Origin of the sequence: Pseudomonas sp. ICMP22404 (genome assembly GCF_006227205.1) — a bacterium.
Taxonomy (GTDB): domain Bacteria; phylum Pseudomonadota; class Gammaproteobacteria; order Pseudomonadales; family Pseudomonadaceae; genus Aquipseudomonas.
Window position 1 is genome coordinate 197,994 of sequence record NZ_VCNG01000005.1, and the last position, 18,765, is coordinate 216,758.

The 18,765-nt window shown below is 61.0% G+C and carries 19 protein-coding genes; 10 read left to right on the forward strand and 9 right to left on the reverse strand.

Annotated elements, in window-relative coordinates; translation table 11 throughout:
* Nucleotides 1–328 precede the first annotated feature (328 nt).
* The 4 genes from FGE05_RS11600 to FGE05_RS11615 all read left to right on the forward strand — a co-directional run bounded on the left by FGE05_RS11600 (nt 329) and on the right by FGE05_RS11615 (nt 4,490).
* Nucleotides 329–1,360, forward strand: a complete 1,032-nt coding sequence (locus FGE05_RS11600) for an amino acid ABC transporter substrate-binding protein (RefSeq protein ID WP_139644991.1) — start codon at nt 329–331, stop codon at nt 1,358–1,360.
* A gap of 65 nt (nt 1,361–1,425) precedes the next feature.
* Nucleotides 1,426–2,607: an amino acid ABC transporter permease gene (locus FGE05_RS11605; RefSeq protein WP_139644993.1), complete on the forward strand. Its 1,182-nt coding sequence runs from the start codon at nt 1,426–1,428 to the stop codon at nt 2,605–2,607.
* 10 nt (nt 2,608–2,617) lie between these two features.
* Nucleotides 2,618–3,715: an amino acid ABC transporter permease gene (locus tag FGE05_RS11610; protein WP_139644994.1), complete on the forward strand. Its 1,098-nt coding sequence runs from the start codon at nt 2,618–2,620 to the stop codon at nt 3,713–3,715.
* Nucleotides 3,716–3,725: 10 nt separating this feature from the next.
* Complete coding sequence (locus tag FGE05_RS11615) at nt 3,726–4,490, forward strand: amino acid ABC transporter ATP-binding protein (protein WP_003178331.1); 765 nt, start codon at nt 3,726–3,728, stop codon at nt 4,488–4,490.
* 62 nt (nt 4,491–4,552) lie between these two features.
* Here FGE05_RS11615 and FGE05_RS11620 read toward each other — a convergent pair whose 3' ends face one another.
* A complete protein-coding gene (locus FGE05_RS11620) occupies nt 4,553–5,035 on the reverse strand; it encodes a type II TA system antitoxin MqsA family protein (protein WP_139644996.1) in 483 nt (160 codons plus the stop codon).
* Nucleotides 5,032–5,343, reverse strand: a complete 312-nt coding sequence (locus tag FGE05_RS11625; protein ID WP_139644998.1) for a type II toxin-antitoxin system MqsR family toxin — start codon at nt 5,341–5,343, stop codon at nt 5,032–5,034. The genes FGE05_RS11620 and FGE05_RS11625 overlap by 4 nt, the downstream gene beginning before the upstream one ends.
* Nucleotides 5,344–5,509: 166 nt before the next feature.
* Between FGE05_RS11625 and FGE05_RS11630 the strand changes: the two genes are divergently transcribed.
* The 5 genes from FGE05_RS11630 to FGE05_RS11650 all read left to right on the forward strand — a co-directional run bounded on the left by FGE05_RS11630 (nt 5,510) and on the right by FGE05_RS11650 (nt 9,417).
* Nucleotides 5,510–6,169 carry a FadR/GntR family transcriptional regulator gene (locus FGE05_RS11630; RefSeq protein WP_139645000.1) on the forward strand — a complete coding sequence of 220 codons (660 nt, stop codon included), beginning with the start codon at nt 5,510–5,512 and terminating at the stop codon, nt 6,167–6,169.
* Complete coding sequence (locus tag FGE05_RS11635; RefSeq protein WP_139645002.1) at nt 6,159–7,487, forward strand: CynX/NimT family MFS transporter; 1,329 nt, start codon at nt 6,159–6,161, stop codon at nt 7,485–7,487. The genes FGE05_RS11630 and FGE05_RS11635 overlap by 11 nt, the downstream gene beginning before the upstream one ends.
* Before the next feature lie 88 nt (nt 7,488–7,575).
* Nucleotides 7,576–8,046 carry a nuclear transport factor 2 family protein gene (locus FGE05_RS11640; protein WP_139645004.1) on the forward strand — a complete coding sequence of 157 codons (471 nt, stop codon included), beginning with the start codon at nt 7,576–7,578 and terminating at the stop codon, nt 8,044–8,046.
* A 41-nt stretch (nt 8,047–8,087) separates the two neighbouring features.
* Complete coding sequence (locus tag FGE05_RS11645) at nt 8,088–8,402, forward strand: GIY-YIG nuclease family protein (RefSeq protein ID WP_139645006.1); 315 nt, start codon at nt 8,088–8,090, stop codon at nt 8,400–8,402.
* A 79-nt stretch (nt 8,403–8,481) separates the two neighbouring features.
* A complete protein-coding gene (locus tag FGE05_RS11650; RefSeq protein ID WP_139645008.1) occupies nt 8,482–9,417 on the forward strand; it encodes a glutathione S-transferase family protein in 936 nt (311 codons plus the stop codon).
* Nucleotides 9,418–9,611: 194 nt separating this feature from the next.
* Here FGE05_RS11650 and FGE05_RS11655 read toward each other — a convergent pair whose 3' ends face one another.
* A complete protein-coding gene (locus FGE05_RS11655; RefSeq protein ID WP_139645010.1) occupies nt 9,612–9,968 on the reverse strand; it encodes a glutaredoxin family protein in 357 nt (118 codons plus the stop codon).
* Complete coding sequence (gene yejK, locus FGE05_RS11660) at nt 9,968–10,972, reverse strand: nucleoid-associated protein YejK (RefSeq protein WP_014340016.1); 1,005 nt, start codon at nt 10,970–10,972, stop codon at nt 9,968–9,970. Before yejK ends, FGE05_RS11655 begins: the two co-directional genes overlap by 1 nt.
* Before the next feature lie 396 nt (nt 10,973–11,368).
* Here yejK and FGE05_RS11665 point away from each other — a divergent pair, with 396 nt between their 5' ends.
* On the forward strand, nt 11,369–11,653 hold the full coding sequence (locus FGE05_RS11665; protein ID WP_024777638.1) for an HU family DNA-binding protein: 285 nt from the start codon (nt 11,369–11,371) through the stop codon (nt 11,651–11,653).
* 85 nt (nt 11,654–11,738) lie between these two features.
* Here FGE05_RS11665 and rlmF read toward each other — a convergent pair whose 3' ends face one another.
* From rlmF to FGE05_RS11690, 5 genes are all read right to left on the reverse strand, one after another.
* Nucleotides 11,739–12,764 carry a 23S rRNA (adenine(1618)-N(6))-methyltransferase RlmF gene (gene rlmF, locus FGE05_RS11670; protein WP_139645012.1) on the reverse strand — a complete coding sequence of 342 codons (1,026 nt, stop codon included), beginning with the start codon at nt 12,762–12,764 and terminating at the stop codon, nt 11,739–11,741.
* Between the two features lie 254 nt (nt 12,765–13,018).
* Entirely contained in the window at nt 13,019–15,865 is a 2,847-nt protein-coding gene (locus FGE05_RS11675; protein WP_139645014.1) for a valine--tRNA ligase, read from the reverse strand.
* 235 nt (nt 15,866–16,100) lie between these two features.
* Nucleotides 16,101–16,466, reverse strand: a complete 366-nt coding sequence (locus FGE05_RS11680) for a DNA polymerase III subunit chi (RefSeq protein ID WP_139645016.1) — start codon at nt 16,464–16,466, stop codon at nt 16,101–16,103.
* 7 nt (nt 16,467–16,473) lie between these two features.
* Complete coding sequence (locus FGE05_RS11685) at nt 16,474–16,902, reverse strand: DNA polymerase III subunit chi (RefSeq protein WP_139645018.1); 429 nt, start codon at nt 16,900–16,902, stop codon at nt 16,474–16,476.
* A 60-nt stretch (nt 16,903–16,962) separates the two neighbouring features.
* Nucleotides 16,963–18,453 carry a leucyl aminopeptidase gene (locus tag FGE05_RS11690; protein WP_139645020.1) on the reverse strand — a complete coding sequence of 497 codons (1,491 nt, stop codon included), beginning with the start codon at nt 18,451–18,453 and terminating at the stop codon, nt 16,963–16,965.
* Nucleotides 18,454–18,765 lie beyond the last annotated feature (312 nt).

Consider the following 18,765-nt stretch of genomic DNA (forward strand, 5'->3'; position numbering starts at 1 on the left):
CTTTGCTATGAGGATACTTGAGTGATGAATCTTACGCTGCGCGGTAACACTATCAGCTCGACGCGACGCATGGGATATCAGAAATCCGGTGATGGATGTTCGCCAATAGCCGCTACGGGCTTCGCGAACGTGAAGGGCTACAGCCCGTTCGGCCGATTGGTGAGAAGTGGGTATGGTCGCCAATGGTGCACCTTCCTCATTAATAGACTCATAGCGAAGGTCCAGACGTCGGTTGACCCTAAAAAAAGCCAACAAGGGTCGGCAATGCCCCAAAAGGGTGCGACAGGACTCAAGCTCCGACACAACAAGAGCAAAACTGGAGGTTTGAATGAAGTTACTGAAATCCACCCTGGCTGTCGTGACCGCAGCAGCTGTCCTCGGCGTCAGCGGGTTCGCTCAGGCGGGTGCAACCCTGGACGCAGTGCAGAAGAAAGGTTTTGTACAGTGCGGCGTAAGTGATGGCCTGCCGGGTTTCTCGGTGCCTGATTCGACCGGCAAGATCGTCGGTATCGACGCAGACTTCTGCCGCGCGGTTGCCGCTGCGGTATTCGGTGATGCAAGCAAGGTCAAGTTCAGCCAGTTGAACGCCAAGGAGCGCTTCACCGCGCTGCAGTCCGGCGAAATCGATGTGCTTTCGCGTAACTCCACCATGACCAGTTCCCGTGACGCGGGCATGGGCCTGAAGTTTCCAGGCTTCATCACCTACTACGACGGCATCGGCTTCCTGGCCAACAACAAACTGGGCGTCAAGAGCGCCAAGGAACTGGACGGTGCAACCATCTGCATCCAGGCCGGTACCACCACCGAACTGAACGTTTCCGACTACTTCCGCGCCAACGGCCTGAAGTACACCCCGATCACGTTCGACACCTCCGATGAAAGCGCCAAGTCGCTGGAGTCCGGTCGTTGCGACGTACTGACCTCCGACAAATCCCAGCTGTTCGCCCAGCGCAGCAAGCTGGCTTCGCCGAAGGACTACGTGGTTCTGCCGGAAACCATTTCCAAGGAACCACTGGGCCCGGTCGTGCGTAACGGCGACGACGAGTGGCTGGCAATCGTTCGTTGGACTGGCTATGCACTGCTCAACGCTGAAGAAGCCGGTGTGACCTCGAAGAACGTCGAGGCTGAAGCCAAGTCCACCAAGAACCCGGACGTCGCTCGTATGCTCGGCGCTGACGGTGAATACGGCAAGGACCTGAAACTGCCGAAAGACTGGGTCGTGCAGATCGTCAAGCAAGTCGGTAACTACGGTGAAATGTTCGAGCGCAACCTCGGCAAGGGCACCCCGCTGGAAATCGACCGCGGCCTGAACGCGCTGTGGAACGCTGGCGGCATCCAATACGCACCACCAGTGCGCTGATGGTTCTATCACCCGGTGGGCCAACCACCGGGTGATGTTCTGTTCCATTCTTTGCGGGGCACTTCATGCAAAATTCAATCGGCGCACCAAAGCAGAGGCTCAGTCTCAGCGATCCAAAAGTGCGTGCGTGGGTATTTCAGATCGTCACTGTCGTGGCGGTTATCACGCTGGGCTGGTTCCTGTTCGACAACACACAGACCAACCTCCAGCACCGGGGTATCACGTCCGGTTTCGGTTTCCTGGAACGCAGTGCCGGGTTCGGCATCGCTCAACACCTGATCGACTACACCGAAGCGGACAGCTATGCCCGCGTCTTTGTCATCGGTTTGCTCAACACGTTGCTGGTGACCTTCATCGGGGTGATCCTGGCGACCATTCTCGGCTTCATCATCGGTGTCGCGCGCTTGTCGCAGAACTGGATCATCTCCAAGCTGGCGACCGTTTACGTGGAGGTCTTCCGTAACATCCCACCGCTGCTGCAGATCCTGTTCTGGTACTTCGCGGTATTCCTGAGCATGCCTGGGCCGCGCAACAGCCATAACTTCGGCGACACCTTCTTCGTCAGCAGCCGGGGCCTGAACATGCCGGCCGCGCTGGTTGCCGATGGGTTCTGGCCGTTCGTGGTCAGCGTCGTGCTGGCGATTGTCGCCATCGTGCTGATGACGCGCTGGGCCAACAAGCGTTTCGAAGCGACCGGCGAGCCGTTCCACAAGTTCTGGGTGGGCCTGGCGCTGTTCCTGGTGATCCCGGCCGTGTGCGCGTTGGTGTTCGGTGCCCCAGTGCGTTGGGAAATGCCGGAACTCAAGGGCTTCAACTTCGTCGGTGGCTGGGTGCTGATCCCGGAACTGCTGGCCTTGACCCTGGCGTTGACTGTGTACACCGCGGCATTCATCGCCGAGATCGTGCGTTCGGGCATCAAGTCGGTCAGCCACGGCCAGACCGAGGCGGCCCGCTCCCTGGGGCTGCGCAACGGTCCGACCCTGCGCAAGGTGATCATCCCGCAGGCTCTGCGCGTGATCATTCCGCCGTTGACCAGCCAATACCTGAACCTGGCGAAAAACTCCTCCCTGGCGGCCGGTATCGGCTACCCGGAAATGGTGTCGCTGTTCGCTGGTACGGTGTTGAACCAGACCGGCCAGGCCATCGAGGTGATCGCGATCACCATGAGTGTGTACCTGGCGATCAGTATCAGCATTTCCCTGCTGATGAACTGGTACAACAAGCGCATTGCGCTGATCGAGCGGTGAGGAAACGCGCATGACATCCCATACTTTCAAACCCGACATGCCTCCACCGAGCAACAGCATCGGTGTGGTGGCGTGGATGCGCGCCAACATGTTCTCCAGCTGGATCAACACGCTGCTGACCCTGTTTGCGTTCTACCTGATCTACCTGATTATCCCACCGCTGCTGCATTGGGCGATCCTGGATGCGAACTGGGTAGGTACTACCCGCGCCGACTGCACCAAGGACGGCGCCTGCTGGGTATTCATCCAACAGCGTTTCGGCCAGTTCATGTACGGCTACTACCCGGCGGACCTGCGCTGGCGCGTGGACCTGACTGTGTGGCTGGCAGTGATCGGCGTGGCGCCGTTGTTCATCTCGCGCTTCCCGCGCAAGGCGATCTATGGCTTGAGCTTCCTGGTGGTGTATCCGATCGTCGCCTGGTGTCTGCTGCACGGTGGTGTGTTCGGTCTGGACGCCGTGGCGACCAGCCAATGGGGCGGCCTGATGCTGACCCTGGTAATCGCTACCGTCGGTATCGCCGGCGCACTGCCGCTGGGTATCGTACTGGCGCTCGGGCGTCGCTCGAACCTGCCGGCGATCCGCGTGGTCTGCGTGACCTTCATCGAGTTCTGGCGTGGCGTGCCGTTGATCACGGTACTGTTCATGTCGTCGGTGATGCTGCCGCTGTTCCTGCCTGAAGGCATGAACTTCGACAAGCTGCTGCGGGCGCTGATCGGGGTCATCCTGTTCCAGTCGGCTTATGTAGCCGAAGTGGTGCGCGGCGGTCTGCAAGCCATTCCAAAGGGACAATACGAAGCGGCTGCGGCGATGGGCCTGGGTTACTGGCGCAGCATGGGCCTGGTGATTCTGCCGCAAGCCCTGAAGCTGGTGATCCCGGGCATCGTCAACACCTTCATCGCGTTGTTCAAGGACACGAGCCTGGTGATCATCATCGGCCTGTTCGACTTGCTCAACAGCGTGAAACAAGCTGCCGCCGACCCGAAATGGCTGGGCATGGCCACCGAAGGCTATGTGTTCGCCGCCCTGGTGTTCTGGATTTTCTGTTTTGGTATGTCGCGCTATTCCATGCATCTGGAACGCAAGCTCGACACTGGCCACAAGCGTTAGGAGTTCTGTAATGAGCGAAGCAATCAAGCAGCCTGTGAGCCCTGAAGGCATTATTCAGATGCAGGGTGTAAACAAGTGGTACGGCCAGTTCCATGTGTTGAAAGACATCAACCTGAACGTCAAGCAGGGCGAGCGCATCGTGCTGTGCGGCCCGTCGGGCTCCGGCAAGTCCACCACCATCCGTTGCCTCAACCGGTTGGAAGAGCACCAGCAAGGCCGCATCGTGGTCGATGGCGTGGAGCTGACCAACGACCTCAAGCAGATCGAAGCGATCCGCCGCGAAGTCGGCATGGTGTTCCAGCACTTCAACCTGTTCCCGCACCTGACCATTCTGCAGAACTGCACCCTGGCGCCGATGTGGGTGCGCAAGATGCCCAAGCGCAAGGCCGAGGAAATCGCTATGCACTATCTGGAGCGCGTGCGCATTCCAGAGCAGGCGCACAAGTACCCGGGCCAGCTCTCCGGTGGTCAGCAGCAGCGTGTGGCCATCGCTCGTGCCCTGTGCATGAAACCGAAAATCATGCTGTTCGACGAACCGACCTCCGCTCTCGACCCGGAAATGGTGAAGGAAGTACTCGACACCATGATCGGCCTGGCCGAAGACGGCATGACCATGTTGTGCGTAACCCACGAAATGGGCTTCGCCCGCACCGTGGCCAACCGCGTGATCTTCATGGACAAGGGTGAAATCGTCGAACAGGCGGCGCCGAACGACTTCTTCGACAACCCGCAGAACGACCGCACCAAACTGTTCCTGAGCCAGATCCTGCATTGATCGACGCCAGGTAATGAAATAAACCCGGACTTGTCCGGGTTTATTTTTTAGTGCGTCGGTGCTCAGGACGCCGTGAGGGTTTCGAGCTCCTTGTGCACCTTGGTCTTGAATTGCCTCAAGTCCGCTCCTTCCGCCAGGGTCCGTGCATCTGCGAGCAAATGAGGGTAGAGGTCAAGCAAGCGCATCAGCAGTATCAGTGGTTTTGGCGGCAATATCTCGCCGCGCTCGTAGCGGGAAATCGCGTTATGCCCTCCGCCTGACAAAAGCGATACGGCTTCTTTCTGCGAGAGGTGCAGCTTGCGGCGGATGCGCTTCATTTCCTCTCCGATCATCTGCCTGGCGGCATTGACCAACTCATCACCCGCCTTCGCATGGCGTTCCGAGCAATGGGCATCAAGCTCGACCTCCCCGCACATCCGGCATTCCCAGCCTGACAAATCATCGATTCGGCGTTCCAGGCCCTTGACGCTCAGGGTTTCGCCACGACCTTCGAAGTGCAACATCCCCTCCGGGGCGCCACAGCTGAAGCATTGCTGGGTTTTCATGCGTTTTTCTCCTTGAAGGAGATTACCGGTGGACCTCCGCTCGGGCGATAGGTGACCTTGATGTAAATCTCCAGACCATGTGTATTGACGTGATAGACGTCGTGCCAGAGCCGATGATCGTTATAGGTGGTCATCGATTTATAAAACTGTTTTCGCCGGAGTCCGGAAATGACCTCCAGCATCTCTGGGAGCGTCAGGCCGAGCGCCCAGGCGTTGTTTTTTGCCGTACTGGTGAACGCATTCCCCCCGAGCCGCCTGACATCCGCCTGTATCACCGCCAGCGCGTAATGAGGTGTGTTCTTTTCCATAAGAAACTTGAACCCCTGCTTCTAGGATTACCCTAAAAGGGTAATTCTGACCAATCGAAAATGTTGCTTCGTTTCCCTCTCCTTGACCGTAGGCGGTTGCTGTCCTACACGAAGCTGACTAACATGTCAGAAATTCATCCTATGATTGGATGAAAGGGCGCTTTCAATGACAGAAATTTCTCCAATAATCCGTCGATCATTGGTCGATCAGGCACTGGACCAGATGCGTCGGCGCATCAGTGACGGCCTGTGGCCGGTGGGGCAGCGACTGCCCACCGAGCCGGAACTGGTGGCCGAGCTGGGTATCAGCCGTAATACCGTGCGTGAGGCCATGCGCGTACTGGCATTTTCTGGGTTGATCGAGGTTCGCCAGGGCGACGGCAGTTATGTACGGGCGCTGGTCGATCCACTGGATACCCTCAAGGTGCTGTCCCGCTGTTCGCTGGAGCAGGCTCGGGAAACCCGACATATCCTGGAGGTCGAGGCCATCGGCCTGGCGGCGATGCGGCGTACCGACGAAGACCTGCAGGCCTTGCACCAGGCGCTACGCGCCAGTGGCGCGCACTATCACGGCGACCTGGAGCAGTACATCGCCTGCGACCTGGTGTTCCATCGCCGCTTGGTAGACGCCGCGCACAACCCGGCGCTCAGTGAGTTGTATCGCTATTTTTCCAGCGTGATCGCTGCGCAACTGCGCCAGAGCCTCAACATCGCCCCGCGCCATCAACACGTGTTCGACCTGCATGCCGAAATCCTCGAAGCCGTCGAGCAGCAAGACCCGCAACGGGCCAAGGCCCTTTGTCGACAGTTGATCAATGAACCCTGAGTCCGAGTTTTCCATGTCCCGCGATCTGCCTGCCCCTGCCCCCTCGAAGACGCCCAAGCGCGGCGCCGAGCTCGAAGAATTGTTGATCGACGCCGAGGCCGACGACGAACTGGCCCAGCAGGCCCATCCGCTGCTGAGCCGGCCCTGGCTGTTGCTGCTCGGGTTGATCCTGGTCGCGTTGAACCTGCGCCCGGCGCTGTCGAGCCTGGCGCCGTTGCTCAGCGAGGTGTCGAAAAACCTCGGCCTGTCGGCTGCCCAGGCCGGTTTGCTGACTACGTTGCCGGTGCTGTGTCTTGGCTTGTTCGCGCCACTGGCGCCTGTGCTGGCGCGGCGTTTCGGTGCCGAGCGCGTGGTGCTGGGAATCTTGCTGACGCTTGCCGGGGGGATTGTGCTGCGCAGTTCGTTCGGCCAGGTTGGCCTGTTCGCCGGCAGTATCCTGGCCGGTGCGAGCATCGGTGTGATCGGGGTGCTGTTGCCGGGCATCGTCAAGCGTGACTTCGCCCGCCAGGCCGGGACCATGACCGGGGTCTACACCATGGCGTTGTGCCTGGGCGCGGCGATGGCCGCCGGGGCAACGGTGCCGTTGAGCGAGCAACTGAACCACAGTTGGGCCCTGGGGCTTGGGTTCTGGGCGATTCCGGCGTTGCTGGCCGCCATATTCTGGCTGCCGCAAACCGCTCAGAAGCAGGGTGCCCACCAAGCGGCGTATCGGGTTCGCGGGTTGTTGCGCGATCCATTGGCCTGGCAAGTGACGCTGTATATGGGGTTGCAATCGTCCCTGGCCTACATCGTGTTCGGTTGGCTGCCGTCGATCCTCATCGGCCGTGGCCTGACCCCAACCCAGGCCGGCCTGGTGTTGTCGGGTTCGGTCATCGTGCAGTTGATCAGTTCCCTGGCGGCGCCCTGGCTGGCGACCCGTGGCAAGGATCAACGCCCGGCCATCGTGATCGTCATGATCATGACCCTTGGAGGGTTGTTCGGTTGCCTCTACGCCCCCCTCGACGGTTTGTGGGGTTGGGCGATCCTGCTGGGGTTGGGGCAGGGGGCGACGTTCAGCCTGGCGCTTACGCTGATCGTGCTGCGTTCGCGAGACGCCCATGTGGCCGCGAACCTCTCCAGCATGGCCCAGGGCTTCGGTTATACCCTGGCGTCCCTGGGGCCGTTTGCAGTGGGCGTGGTGCATGACTGGACCGGTGGGTGGCAAGCCCTGGGCTGGATCTTCGGCTTGATCGGCCTGGGTGCGATCATCGCCGGTATCGGGGCGGGGCGGGCGTTGTACGTCGGGGTCAGCAGCGAGAAAATCACCGGCCTTCGCTGATGTCATTTACATGGCGAATGACGATAGTGTTCCCGGCGGCGGCAGATTATTGTGGTGGGTCCACTGAAACGCTTTTCGGAGTCTGTCCATGAGTGATGCCCACAATGCCCTGATCAACCGGTTCTATCAGGCCTTCCAGCGCCTGGACGCCGAAGCCATGAGCGCCTGCTACACCGATGACGTGGTCTTCAGCGATCCGGCGTTCGGCGAGCTGCGTGGGCGTGACGCCGGTGACATGTGGCGCATGCTCACCACCCGCGCCAAGGACTTTTCCCTGACTTTCGATAATGTGCACAGCGACGAGCGTTCCGGTGGCGCGCATTGGGTGGCGACTTACCTGTTCAGCCAGACCGGCAACGTTGTGGTCAACGACATTCAGGCGCGCTTCGTGTTTCGTGATGGCAAGATCTGCGAGCATCACGACAGCTTCGATCTGTGGCGCTGGTCCCGCCAGGCCTTGGGTGCCAAGGGCCTGCTGCTGGGCTGGACGCCGCTGGTGCGCAACGCGGTCAGGGCCCAGGCCCTCAAAGGGCTTCGGGCGTTCCAGGCCAGTCGCTGATAAGATCGCGGCATGTTTCCTACGCGCCTGTTGAACATTTCGTGACGATTGCCAACAACACTTCAGAGCTTCCTGTGGAGGCTGCGGCCGAGCCGGGCAAGCCCTGGTTCGTCTACCTGGTGCGGGCTGCCAACGGCGCGTTGTACTGTGGCATCAGCGATGACCCGGTGCGCCGTTTCGCCAAGCACCAGAGCGGCAAGGGCGCACGTTTCTTTCTTTCCAGCCCGGCGGTGGCATTGGTTTATACCGAAGCCTGCCGTGATAAGGGCGAAGCCTTGCGCCAGGAGCGGCTGATCAAGAAGCTGCGCAAAAGCGCCAAGGAGTGCCTGGTGGCGTCGCATCATCCATCCCACTGATGAGCGCTCATCAGGTGGGTAGGCTGTCTGTCCATGGCGCGCTAAGCTTGCGGCCTTCCTTCCTGCATTGGCAAATCTCATGTCAGAGCTGATTCTTCATCACTACCCGACGTCCCCCTTCGCCGAGAAAGCCCGCCTGTTGTTGGGGTTCAAAGGCTTGTCCTGGCGCTCGGTCAACATCCCTCCGATGATGCCCAAGCCCGACCTGACGGCATTGACGGGGGGCTACCGCAAGACGCCGGTGTTGCAGATCGGCGCGGATGTTTATTGCGATACGGCCTTGATCGCTCGTCGATTGGAGCAGGAAAAGGCCACGCCGGCGCTGTTTCCCGAAGGCCGGGAGATGATTGCAGCCTCCTTCGCGGCCTGGGCCGATTCGGTGGTGTTCCAGCATGGTGTGAGCCTGGTGTTCCAGCCTGAGTCGATGGCCGTGCGTTTCGCCAAGTTGTCGCCTGAAGCGATCAAGGCGTTCATCGCGGATCGCGCCGGGCTGTTCAGTGGTGGCAGCGCCACGCGTTTGGCTGCCGAGCAGGCCAGGCATCAGTGGACGACAATCATGGCGCGTCTTGAGCAGCAGTTGCAGCGCGAGGAAGGCGACTTCCTGTTGGGGGAACCCTCGATTGCCGACTTCGCCATGGCGCACCCCCTGTGGTTTCTCAAGGGCACACCGGTGACTTCGCCACTGGTGGATGCGTACCCGGCTGTCTCGGCCTGGCTGGCGCGGGTGTTGGCTTTCGGTCATGGTGCGTCGAGCGCGATGAGTTCCGAAGAAGCCTTGGAAGTGGCCCGCAACGCCACGCCGGCCGCGTTGCCGGATGAACCATTCGATGAGTCGAACGGGTTTGCGAAAGGGCAACGGGTGAGCGTCGCCGCGACTGACTATGGTGTCGATCCGGTGGCGGGGGAGTTGCTGTTTGCCGGGCGCGAAGAGCTGATCCTGCGTCGTGAAGATGAGCGCGGCGGGGTGGTGCATGTGCACTTTCCGCGGTTTGGATTTCGAATAGAGGCTCGCTAAGTCACCCATGACCTGTGGGGGCGAGCCTGCTCGCGATAGCGGTGTGACAGTCAGTGCAAATGGTGACTGGAATGCCCTCATCGCGAGCAGGCTCGCTCCCACACTGGATTGGCGATGTTCCCAGGATGGCGGTCAGCAGCTGATTCAATGTGGGAGCGAGCCTGCTCGCGATTGAGGCCAGCGGTTGCAAAAAGCTATGTTGCAGACAACGCCTCAAGAACCCTTTGCGGTTCATACCCACGAATCAACGTGCCATTCACGTCCAGGATCGGAATTCCCCGACCGCCCAGCGCCTCATAGGCCTTGCGCGCTTCGGGGTCTTTCTCGATGTCGAACTCGCGATACGGCACGCCTTTCTCATCCAGGAACCGTCGCGTTGCCTTGCAGTAGCCGCACCAGTCGGTGGCATACAACGTAACGCGGGCATTGCTGCGAATCTGCTGTGACACCATCTGCGAAGGGTTGAGCAACCGCTCGATCTTACCCCAGTTCTGGTAAGCCACGACGACCAGCAGAATCAGCAGAAACTTCCTCAGGACCCCGCCGAACATCAATTTCGCCGTTTCAACTGGTCCGTCAACGACGTCGGCAACCCTTTGATGATCAACGTACCGGCTTCTTCGTCATATTCGATCTTGGACCCCAGCAGGTGTGCTTCGAAGCTGATGGACAAGCCTTCGGCGCGGCCGGTGAAGCGGCGGAATTGATTGAGGGTGCGTTTATCCGCCGGGATTTCCGGCGACAGGCCGTAGTCCTTGTTGCGGATGTGATCGTAGAAAGCTTTCGGGCGATCCTCGTCGATCAGCTCGGACAGTTCTTCCAGGCCCATGGGTTCGCCGAGCTTGGCCTGGCTGCTGGCGTAATCCACCAGGGTCTTGGTCTTTTCCCGGGCATCGTCTTCCGGCAGGTCCTCGCTTTCGACGAAGTCGCTGAAGGCCTTGAGCAGTGTGCGGGTTTCGCCGGGGCCGTCGACACCTTCCTGGCAGCCGATGAAGTCGCGGAAGTATTCCGAGACCTTCTTGCCGTTCTTGCCCTTGATGAAGGAAATGTACTGCTTGGACTGTTTATTGTTCTGCCATTCCGACACGTTGATCCGCGCCGCCAGGTGCAACTGGCCCAGGTCCAGGTGACGGGACGGGGTGACGTCCAGTTCATCGGTGACCGCCACGCCTTCGCTGTGGTGCAGCAGGGCGATGGCCAGGTAGTCGGTCATGCCCTGTTGGTAATGGGCGAACAGCACGTGGCCGCCCACCGACAGGTTGGACTCTTCCATCAGCTTCTGCAGGTGCTCCACCGCCACGCGACTGAACGCGGTGAAATCCTTGCCGCCGTCCAGATATTCCTTCAGCCAGCCGCTGAACGGATGTGCCCCGGACTCGGCATGGAAAAAACCCCAGGCCTTGCCTTGTTTGGCGTTGTAGCTCTCGTTGAGGTCGGCAAGCATGTTTTCGATGGCCGTGGACTCTGCCAGTTCGGAGTCCCGGGCATGGAGCACAGCAGGGGTGCCGTCGGGTTTTTTGTCGATCAGGTGGACGATGCAATGACGGATCGGCATGGGCTTCTCGGCTGATGAAAGAGAGGAGGGCACGCTCCCCTGAAAAGCGCCCAGTGTACCGCAATCACTGGTTTTGGAGCGCTGCGAAGGGGATTTCGGAGCCGTCCGACGGCCTATATGCATTTTTTTACCGATTTAGCGCAATAAAGCTGACCAAATGGGTAGCTAAGGGCGGATATTTCACAGGCGTTGTGCTAGTTTTGCCCGGTCTTACGCGAAGGCACTGCGTTAAGCGTGCATTCAGCATTTGTCAGGTCGAACCAAACCCGGATTTCGGCATCTATTACCCCGACCCGTCGTGGTGATGACCGAGGGTGTCTGATCCGAGGAGATCGGGCTCGATGGCTGACACTGCACTCTGCAATCCATATGAATTTGATAGGGAAGGAACACTACATGGCTCTTACTAAAGACCAACTGATCGCTGACATTGCTGAAGCTATCGACGCGCCGAAAACCACCGCGCGTAACGCTCTGGACCAGTTGGGCCAAATCGTTGCCGATCAGCTGGAAAGCGGCGGCGAAATCACCTTGCCAGGTATCGGCAAGCTGAAAGTCACCGAGCGTCCTGCCCGTACCGGCCGCAACCCTTCGACTGGCGCTGCCATCGAAATCGCTGCAAAGAAAGTCGTCAAACTGGTTCCGGCCAAAGGCCTGGTTGATTCGATCAACGCCAAGTAAGACGCTTAAGAAAACCGTGCAGCGGAGCAGTCCGGGCACGGTTTTTTGTTGTCCTGAATAAAGTGGTCGGTGCAATAAGCCCCGTTCAGTCCTTGCGAACCCATCGCGCCTGACGCCAGGCCTGCTGCTGGGCCTCGGTATGGAACGTCCAGGCCACGAAGCGGCTCTGCTTTTGTCCTTGGGACATCTCCACCACTTCGCTGTGCACCACGCCGGCCTTCTTCAGTGCCGCCTGAATCGCCGGCAGATTCGAAACCTTCGACACCAGGGTACTGAACCACAGGACCTGCCGAGCCAACTGCGCGCTTTCTCCGATCAGTTGGGTCACGAAGCGGACTTCTCCCCCCTCACACCAAAGCTCGGCGGCCTGACCGCCGAAATTCAGGACTGGCAACTTGCGTTTCGGATCGGCCTTGCCCAGGGCGCGCCACTTACGCTGGCTGCCGCGGGTGGCCTCCTCCAGGGACGCGTGGAACGGTGGATTGCACATCGTCAGGTCGAACCGCTCGGCTTCGTCGAGCAGGCCCAGCAGGATCTGCTTGCGATTGGTTTGTTGGCGCAGTTGGATCACCTTGGCCAACCCATTGGACTGGACGATGGCCTTGGCCGAGGCGATGGCCGTCGGGTCGATCTCCGAGCCCAGGAAGTGCCAGCGATAGTCGCTGTAACCGATCAGCGGATACACACAGTTGGCGCCGGTGCCGACGTCCAGCACCTTCACCGCCGCCCCCCGAGGAATTTCCCCTTCGTTATGGCTGGCGAGCAGATCGGCGAGGAAGTGCACATAGTCCGCACGACCCGGCACCGGAGGGCACAGGTAGTCGGCCGGAATGTCCCAGTGGGCAATGCCATAGAAGGACTTGAGCAGCGCCCGGTTGAACACCCGCACGGCCTCAGGGCTGGCGAAGTCGATACTTTCCTTGCCATAGGGGTTGATGATCACGAACCTGGCCAGTTCTGGTGTGCCCTTGATCAATGCCGGGAAGTCGTAGCGGCCCTGGTGGCGATTGCGCGGGTGCAGGCTGGCTTTCTCACGGGGCACGACGGCCTTGGCTTCGGAGGTGGGCTTGGGCTTCTGGCGTGCGGGTCTGGGGGGGTGGGGCGCGGTCATGGGCGGGTCGATTCGGGGCTGGCTCAAAAAGTGGCGGGCATTGTCCCACATCCCGCACGATCTTGAGGCTTGTACGAATTAAATGTGGGAGCGAGCCTGCTCGCGATAGCGGTGGGGCAGGCTGCATCCGTGGCGAATTTACTGCCGTCATCGCGAGCAGGCTCGCTCCCACAGGGTTTGTTCAGCGTTTGGAGGAAATGGCGGGCAGAAAAAAGGAGGCCACCAGGGCCTCCTTCGTTCATTGCAGCTTGCCGTTACAGACTGGCAATCCGCGCATGTTGCTCGGCCAGCTTGCCCAAGGCCTGTTCCGCCTCGGCCAGTTTGGCCCGTTCCTTCTCGATGACCTCGGCCGGGGCCTTGTCGACGAAGCCGGCGTTGGACAGCTTGCCGCCGACCCGCTGCACTTCGCCCTTCAGACGCAGGATTTCCTTGTCCAGGCGCGCCAGCTCGGCGGCCTTGTCGATCAGGCCGGCCATCGGCACCAGCACTTCCATCTCGCCCACCAGAGCGGTGGCAGACAGTGGTGCTTCTTCGCCGGCAGCCAGGACCGTTACCGATTCGAGCTTCGCCAGTTTCTTGAGCAGCGCTTCGTTTTCCTCGAGGCGGCGCAGGTCTTCGGCGCTGGCGTTCTTCAGGAACAGCGTCAGCGGCTTGCCCGGGCCGATGTTCATCTCGGCGCGGATGTTGCGCAGGCCGAGCATGAAGGTCTTGAGCCATTCGATGTCGTCTTCGGCCGCCGGGTCGATGCGGCTCTCGTTGGCCACAGGCCACGGTTGCAGCATGATCGTCTTGCCTTGGGCGCCTGCCAGCGGCGCGATGCGCTGCCAGATTTCCTCGGTGATGAACGGCATGAACGGGTGCGCCAGACGCAGGGCCACTTCCAATACCCGAACCAGGGTCCGACGAGTGCCGCGCTGGCGTTCGACCGGTGCGTTGTCGTCCCACAGCACCGGCTTGGACAGTTCCAGGTACCAGTCGCAATACTGGTTCCAGATGAACTCGTACAAGGCTTGCGCAGCCAGGTCGAAACGGAACTGGTCCAGCTGACGGGTCACTTCGGCTTCGGTACGTTGCAGCTGCGAGATGATCCAGCGGTCCGCCAGGGTCAGCTCAAAGGCTTCGCCGTTCTGGCCGCAGTCTTCACCCTTGTCCAGCACGTAGCGCGCGGCGTTCCAGATCTTGTTGCAGAAGTTGCGATAGCCTTCGACGCGGCCCATGTCGAACTTGATGTCACGACCGGTGGACGCCAGGGAGCAGAAGGTGAAGCGCAGGGCGTCGGTGCCGTAGCTGGCGATGCCATCGGCGAACTCTTCGCGGGTGGCTTTCTCGATCTTCTTCGCCAGTTTTGGCTGCATCAGCCCGGAGGTGCGTTTCTGCACCAGGGTTTCCAGGTCGATGCCGTCGATGATGTCCAGCGGGTCGAGGACGTTGCCCTTGGACTTGGACATCTTCTGGCCCTGGCCATCGCGCACCAGGCCGTGGACATAGACGGTCTTGAACGGGACCTGCGGCGTGCCGTCTTCGTTCTTCATCAGGTGCATGGTCAGCATGATCATCCGGGCGACCCAGAAGAAAATGATGTCGAAACCGGTGACCAGCACGTCGGTGGAGTGGAATTTCTTCAGGAACTCGGTCTGTTGCGGCCAGCCCAGGGTCGAGAACGTCCATAGGCCCGAGCTGAACCAGGTGTCGAGGACGTCGTTGTCCTGTTGCAGCGCAACGTCCGGGCCCAGGTTGTGCTTGGCGCGGACTTCGGCCTCGTCGCGACCGACGTAGACCTTGCCCGACTCGTCGTACCAGGCCGGGATGCGATGGCCCCACCACAGCTGGCGGCTGATGCACCAATCCTGGATGTCGCGCATCCACGAGAAGTACATGTTCTCGTATTGCTTGGGCACGAACTGGATGCGGCCGTCTTCCACGGCGGCAATCGCCGGCTCGGCCAGCGGCTTGGTGGAGACGTACCACTGGTCGGTCAGCCACGGCTCGATGACGGTGCCGGAACGGTCGCCTTTCGGCACCTTCAGGGCATGGTCGTCGACGCTGACCAGCAGGCCGGCGGCATCGAACGCGGCGACGATCTGCTTGCGCGCTTCGAAGCGGTCGAGGCCGGCGTATTCGGCCGGGATCTGGCCGTCGATGCTCTCGTTCAGCGTGCCGTCCAGGTTGAACACCTGGGCTGCCGGCAAAACGTTGGCGTTCTTGTCGAAGATGTTCAGCAGCGGCAGGTTGTGGCGCTTGCCGACTTCGTAGTCGTTGAAATCGTGGGCCGGGGTGATTTTCACGCAGCCGGTGCCGAATTCAGGATCGCAGTAATCGTCACCGATGATCGGGATACGACGGCCGACCAGGGGCAGCTCCACGAACTTGCCGATCAGGGCCTTGTAGCGCTCGTCGTTCGGGTTCACCGCCACGGCCGAGTCGCCCAGCATGGTTTCCGGACGGGTGGTGGCGACGATCAGGTAATCCTTGCCTTCGGCGGTCTTGGCGCCATCGGCCAATGGGTACTTCAGGTTCCACAGGAAACCTTTCTCGTCGTGGTTTTCCACTTCGAGGTCGGAAATGGCGGTGTGCAGCTTGGTGTCCCAGTTGACCAGGCGCTTGCCGCGATAGATCAGCCCGTCTTCATGCAGGCGCACGAAGGCTTCCTTCACCGCTTCCGAGAGGCCGTCGTCCATGGTGAAGCGCTCGCGGCTCCAGTCAACGGACGAGCCGAGGCGGCGGATCTGGCGGCTGATGTTGCCACCGGACTCGTCTTTCCATTCCCAGACTTTCTCGAGGAACTTCTCGCGGCCCAGGTCGTGGCGATTCTGGCCCTGGGCTTCGAGGCGGCGTTCCACCAGCATTTGCGTGGCGATGCCGGCGTGGTCGGTGCCCGGCTGCCACAAGGTGTTGCGACCTTGCATGCGACGGAAACGGATCAGGGCGTCCATGATCGCGTTATTGAAGCCGTGGCCCATGTGCAGGCTGCCGGTGACATTCGGTGGCGGGATCATGATGGTGTAGGAATCGCCCGCGCCTTGCGGAGCGAAATAATTCTCGGACTCCCAGGTGTTGTACCAGGAAGTTTCAATGGCGTGCGGCTGGTAGGTCTTATCCATGCGCGGCGGGACCCTATTGGCATTTATTCAGGAAAAGCCGGGAAGTATAGCGGGCGGGGCAGATGCAAGCCACTGGCGGGAGGCGCCGGGCGCAGAGTTTATGGACACCGTTGAACCCTGTGGGAGCCGAGCTTGCTCGCGATGGCGGCGGATCAGTTGCATCCAATGCTGGATGTGCCGCCGCCATCGCGAGCAAGCTCGGCTCCCACAAGGTGTTCGCTGTGAGGCAGAAAAATTACTCGTACTGGCTCAGCAGCCGTTCCATCCTGGCATCCAGCCGACGTTTGATCTCGGTCTCGATGTGCGGGGCGAAGTCGTCGATGACGTCCTGCATGATCAGTTGCGCGGCGGCGCGCAATTCGGTGTCCAGATGCAGCAGGGCATCGGGCCCCTTGGGTTCGGCCTTGGGCGCCGGCTTGGGTTCGGGCTGGCCGGTGATCGGCTCGAACAACAGGGGGATCTGTTCTTCATGCACAGGCTCATGCACGACCGTGTCGGTCAGCAACGGCGGTTGCAGGGTGTCGTCGCCGAGCAGTTGACGGATCGACTCGAGGTCGTCCAGCAGGTGTGGAGGCTTTTGCGGTGGTTTTGGAGTGTCCATCGTAGGCTCAGAGTCGCTGTAAACGGTGGTCTTGCAGAGGATAGCCCTGTTCGCGGTAGAAACGGAAACTCTCCCGCGCGGCTTGCCGGATGGCCGGATCCTCCACCACCACTTCCGCCACACGGGCGAAGCGCGGAGCAAAGGCCGGTACTTTCAGATCGAGGTTGACCAGCAGGTCCTGGTGTTGGCCGCAGTCAGCCCCCAGCCCCAGCACGATCAGCCCTTCGGGTTCGCTTTCGGCCGGGCCATGAGGCACGAAGCTCTCGCCCTTGAAGGCCCACAGGCGTGCATCAAGCGCGTCGCGCTGGGCGGCATCGCTGCAATGCAGATAGATGCGGTGGCCCATGCGCCAGGCTTTTTCGGTGAGCTTGCAGGCGAAATCCAGCCGGGCCGACGGATCGGCGCTGGGCAGGATATAGAAATCGACTTTGGTCATTGCGGTTCCTGAGCTGCCGATGACGCCGCCCGCGGACGGCGCCATCGGCAATCATGGGTGTCAGGCCTTGGCGCGGTCCAGCAGGTACTGGGTCAGCAGCGGAACCGGACGACCGGTCGCGCCTTTATCCTTGCCACCGCTGGTCCAGGCCGTACCGGCGATGTCCAGGTGCGCCCAGTTCAGGTTCTTGGTGAAGCGCGACAGGAAGCACGCCGCGGTGATGGTCCCGGCTTTCGGGCCGCCGATGTTGGCGATGTCGGCGAACGGGCTGTCCAGCTGTTCCTGATACTCGTCGAACAGTGGCAATTGCCAGGCGCGGTCGTCGGCTTGCTGGCCGGCGCTGAGCAGTTGGCCGATCAATTCGTCGTTATTGCCCAGCAGGCCCGAGGTGTGGGCGCCGAGGGCGACCACGCAAGCGCCGGTCAGGGTCGCGATGTCGATCACCGCTTGCGGCTTGAAGCGCTCGGAGTAGGTGAGGGCGTCGCACAGCACCAGGCGGCCTTCGGCGTCGGTGTTGAGGATTTCCACGGTCTGGCCGCTCATCGTCGTGACGATGTCGCCCGGGCGCGAGGCTGTGCCGCTGGGCATGTTCTCGGCGCAGGCCAGGATGCACACCAGGTTGATCGGCAGTTGCAGCTCGAGCACGGCCCGCAGGGTGCCGAACACGCTGGCGGCGCCGCCCATGTCGTATTTCATTTCATCCATGCCGGCGCCGGGCTTGAGGCTGATGCCACCGGTGTCGAAGGTGATGCCCTTGCCCACCAGCGCGTAAGGCTTCTCGGACTTCTTGCCGCCGTTGTATTGCATGACGATCAGGCGTGGCGGCTGGGCGCTGCCCTGGCCGACGGAATAGAAGGAGCCCATGCCCAGGTCCTTGATTTTCTTCTCGTCGAAGACTTCGACCTTCAGGCCCTTGAATTGCTTGCCCAGGGCCTTGGCCTGTTCGCCGAGAAACGTCGGGTGGCAGATGTTCGGCGGCAGGTTGCCCAGGTCGCGGGTGAAGGCCATGCCATTGGCGATGGCGGTGGCGTGGGTCACGGCGCGCTGGACTTCGGCCTGGGCGGCCTTGATGGTCAGCAGAGTGATTTTTTTCAGGGCGCGGGGTTCGGCCTTCTGGCTCTTGAACTGGTCGAACTGGTATTCGCCGTCCACCAGGGTTTCGGCCAGCAGGCGGGTCTTGCCGTAGCTGTCGCGGCCTTTGACCATCAACTCGTCCAGCGCCAGTGCGGCATCGCTGCCACCCAGGCCCTTGAGGGTGCCCAGCACGCCGGCGATGATCTTGCGAAACGGACGGTCGCCCAGTTCGGTCTCCTTGCCCACGCCGACCAGCAGCACGCGCTCGGCCTTGAGGTTGGGCAGGCTGTGCAGCAACAGGCTCTGGCCGACCTTGCCGGCGAGGTCGCCGCGCTTGAGCACGGCGCTGATGGCGCCGCCGCACAGGGCGTCGAGCTGGGAGGCGACGACGCCGAGCTTGCGGGCTTCGCCGACGGCAACCACCAGGGTGGCGGTTTTCAACGTTTCTGGGCTAACGCTTTTTACAACCAGTTCCATGTCCGGATCCCTGAATGAATGGTCAAGATGTCGGGCGCCGACTGTAGCGGGAGCAAGCTCCCTGCCACACGTGTCGAGTGAGGCAACGTCACGGTATCGCGCCGGCGACAAAGGCCGCAGTTTGAACCCCGGCCCCCGAGGCTGACAACCCTTGGTACAGCTATCTTTATGGCTTTGGGGACCGGTTTAAAGCGTGCGAAGTGACAGGCGCCTCCAATCACAGGATAATGCGGCTCTTTTTTCGGCGACTCGTGATGGCGAGTGGCTCGATTGCTTGTTTGGCCCCTAGCCTGACAATCCTGGAGTGTCTGG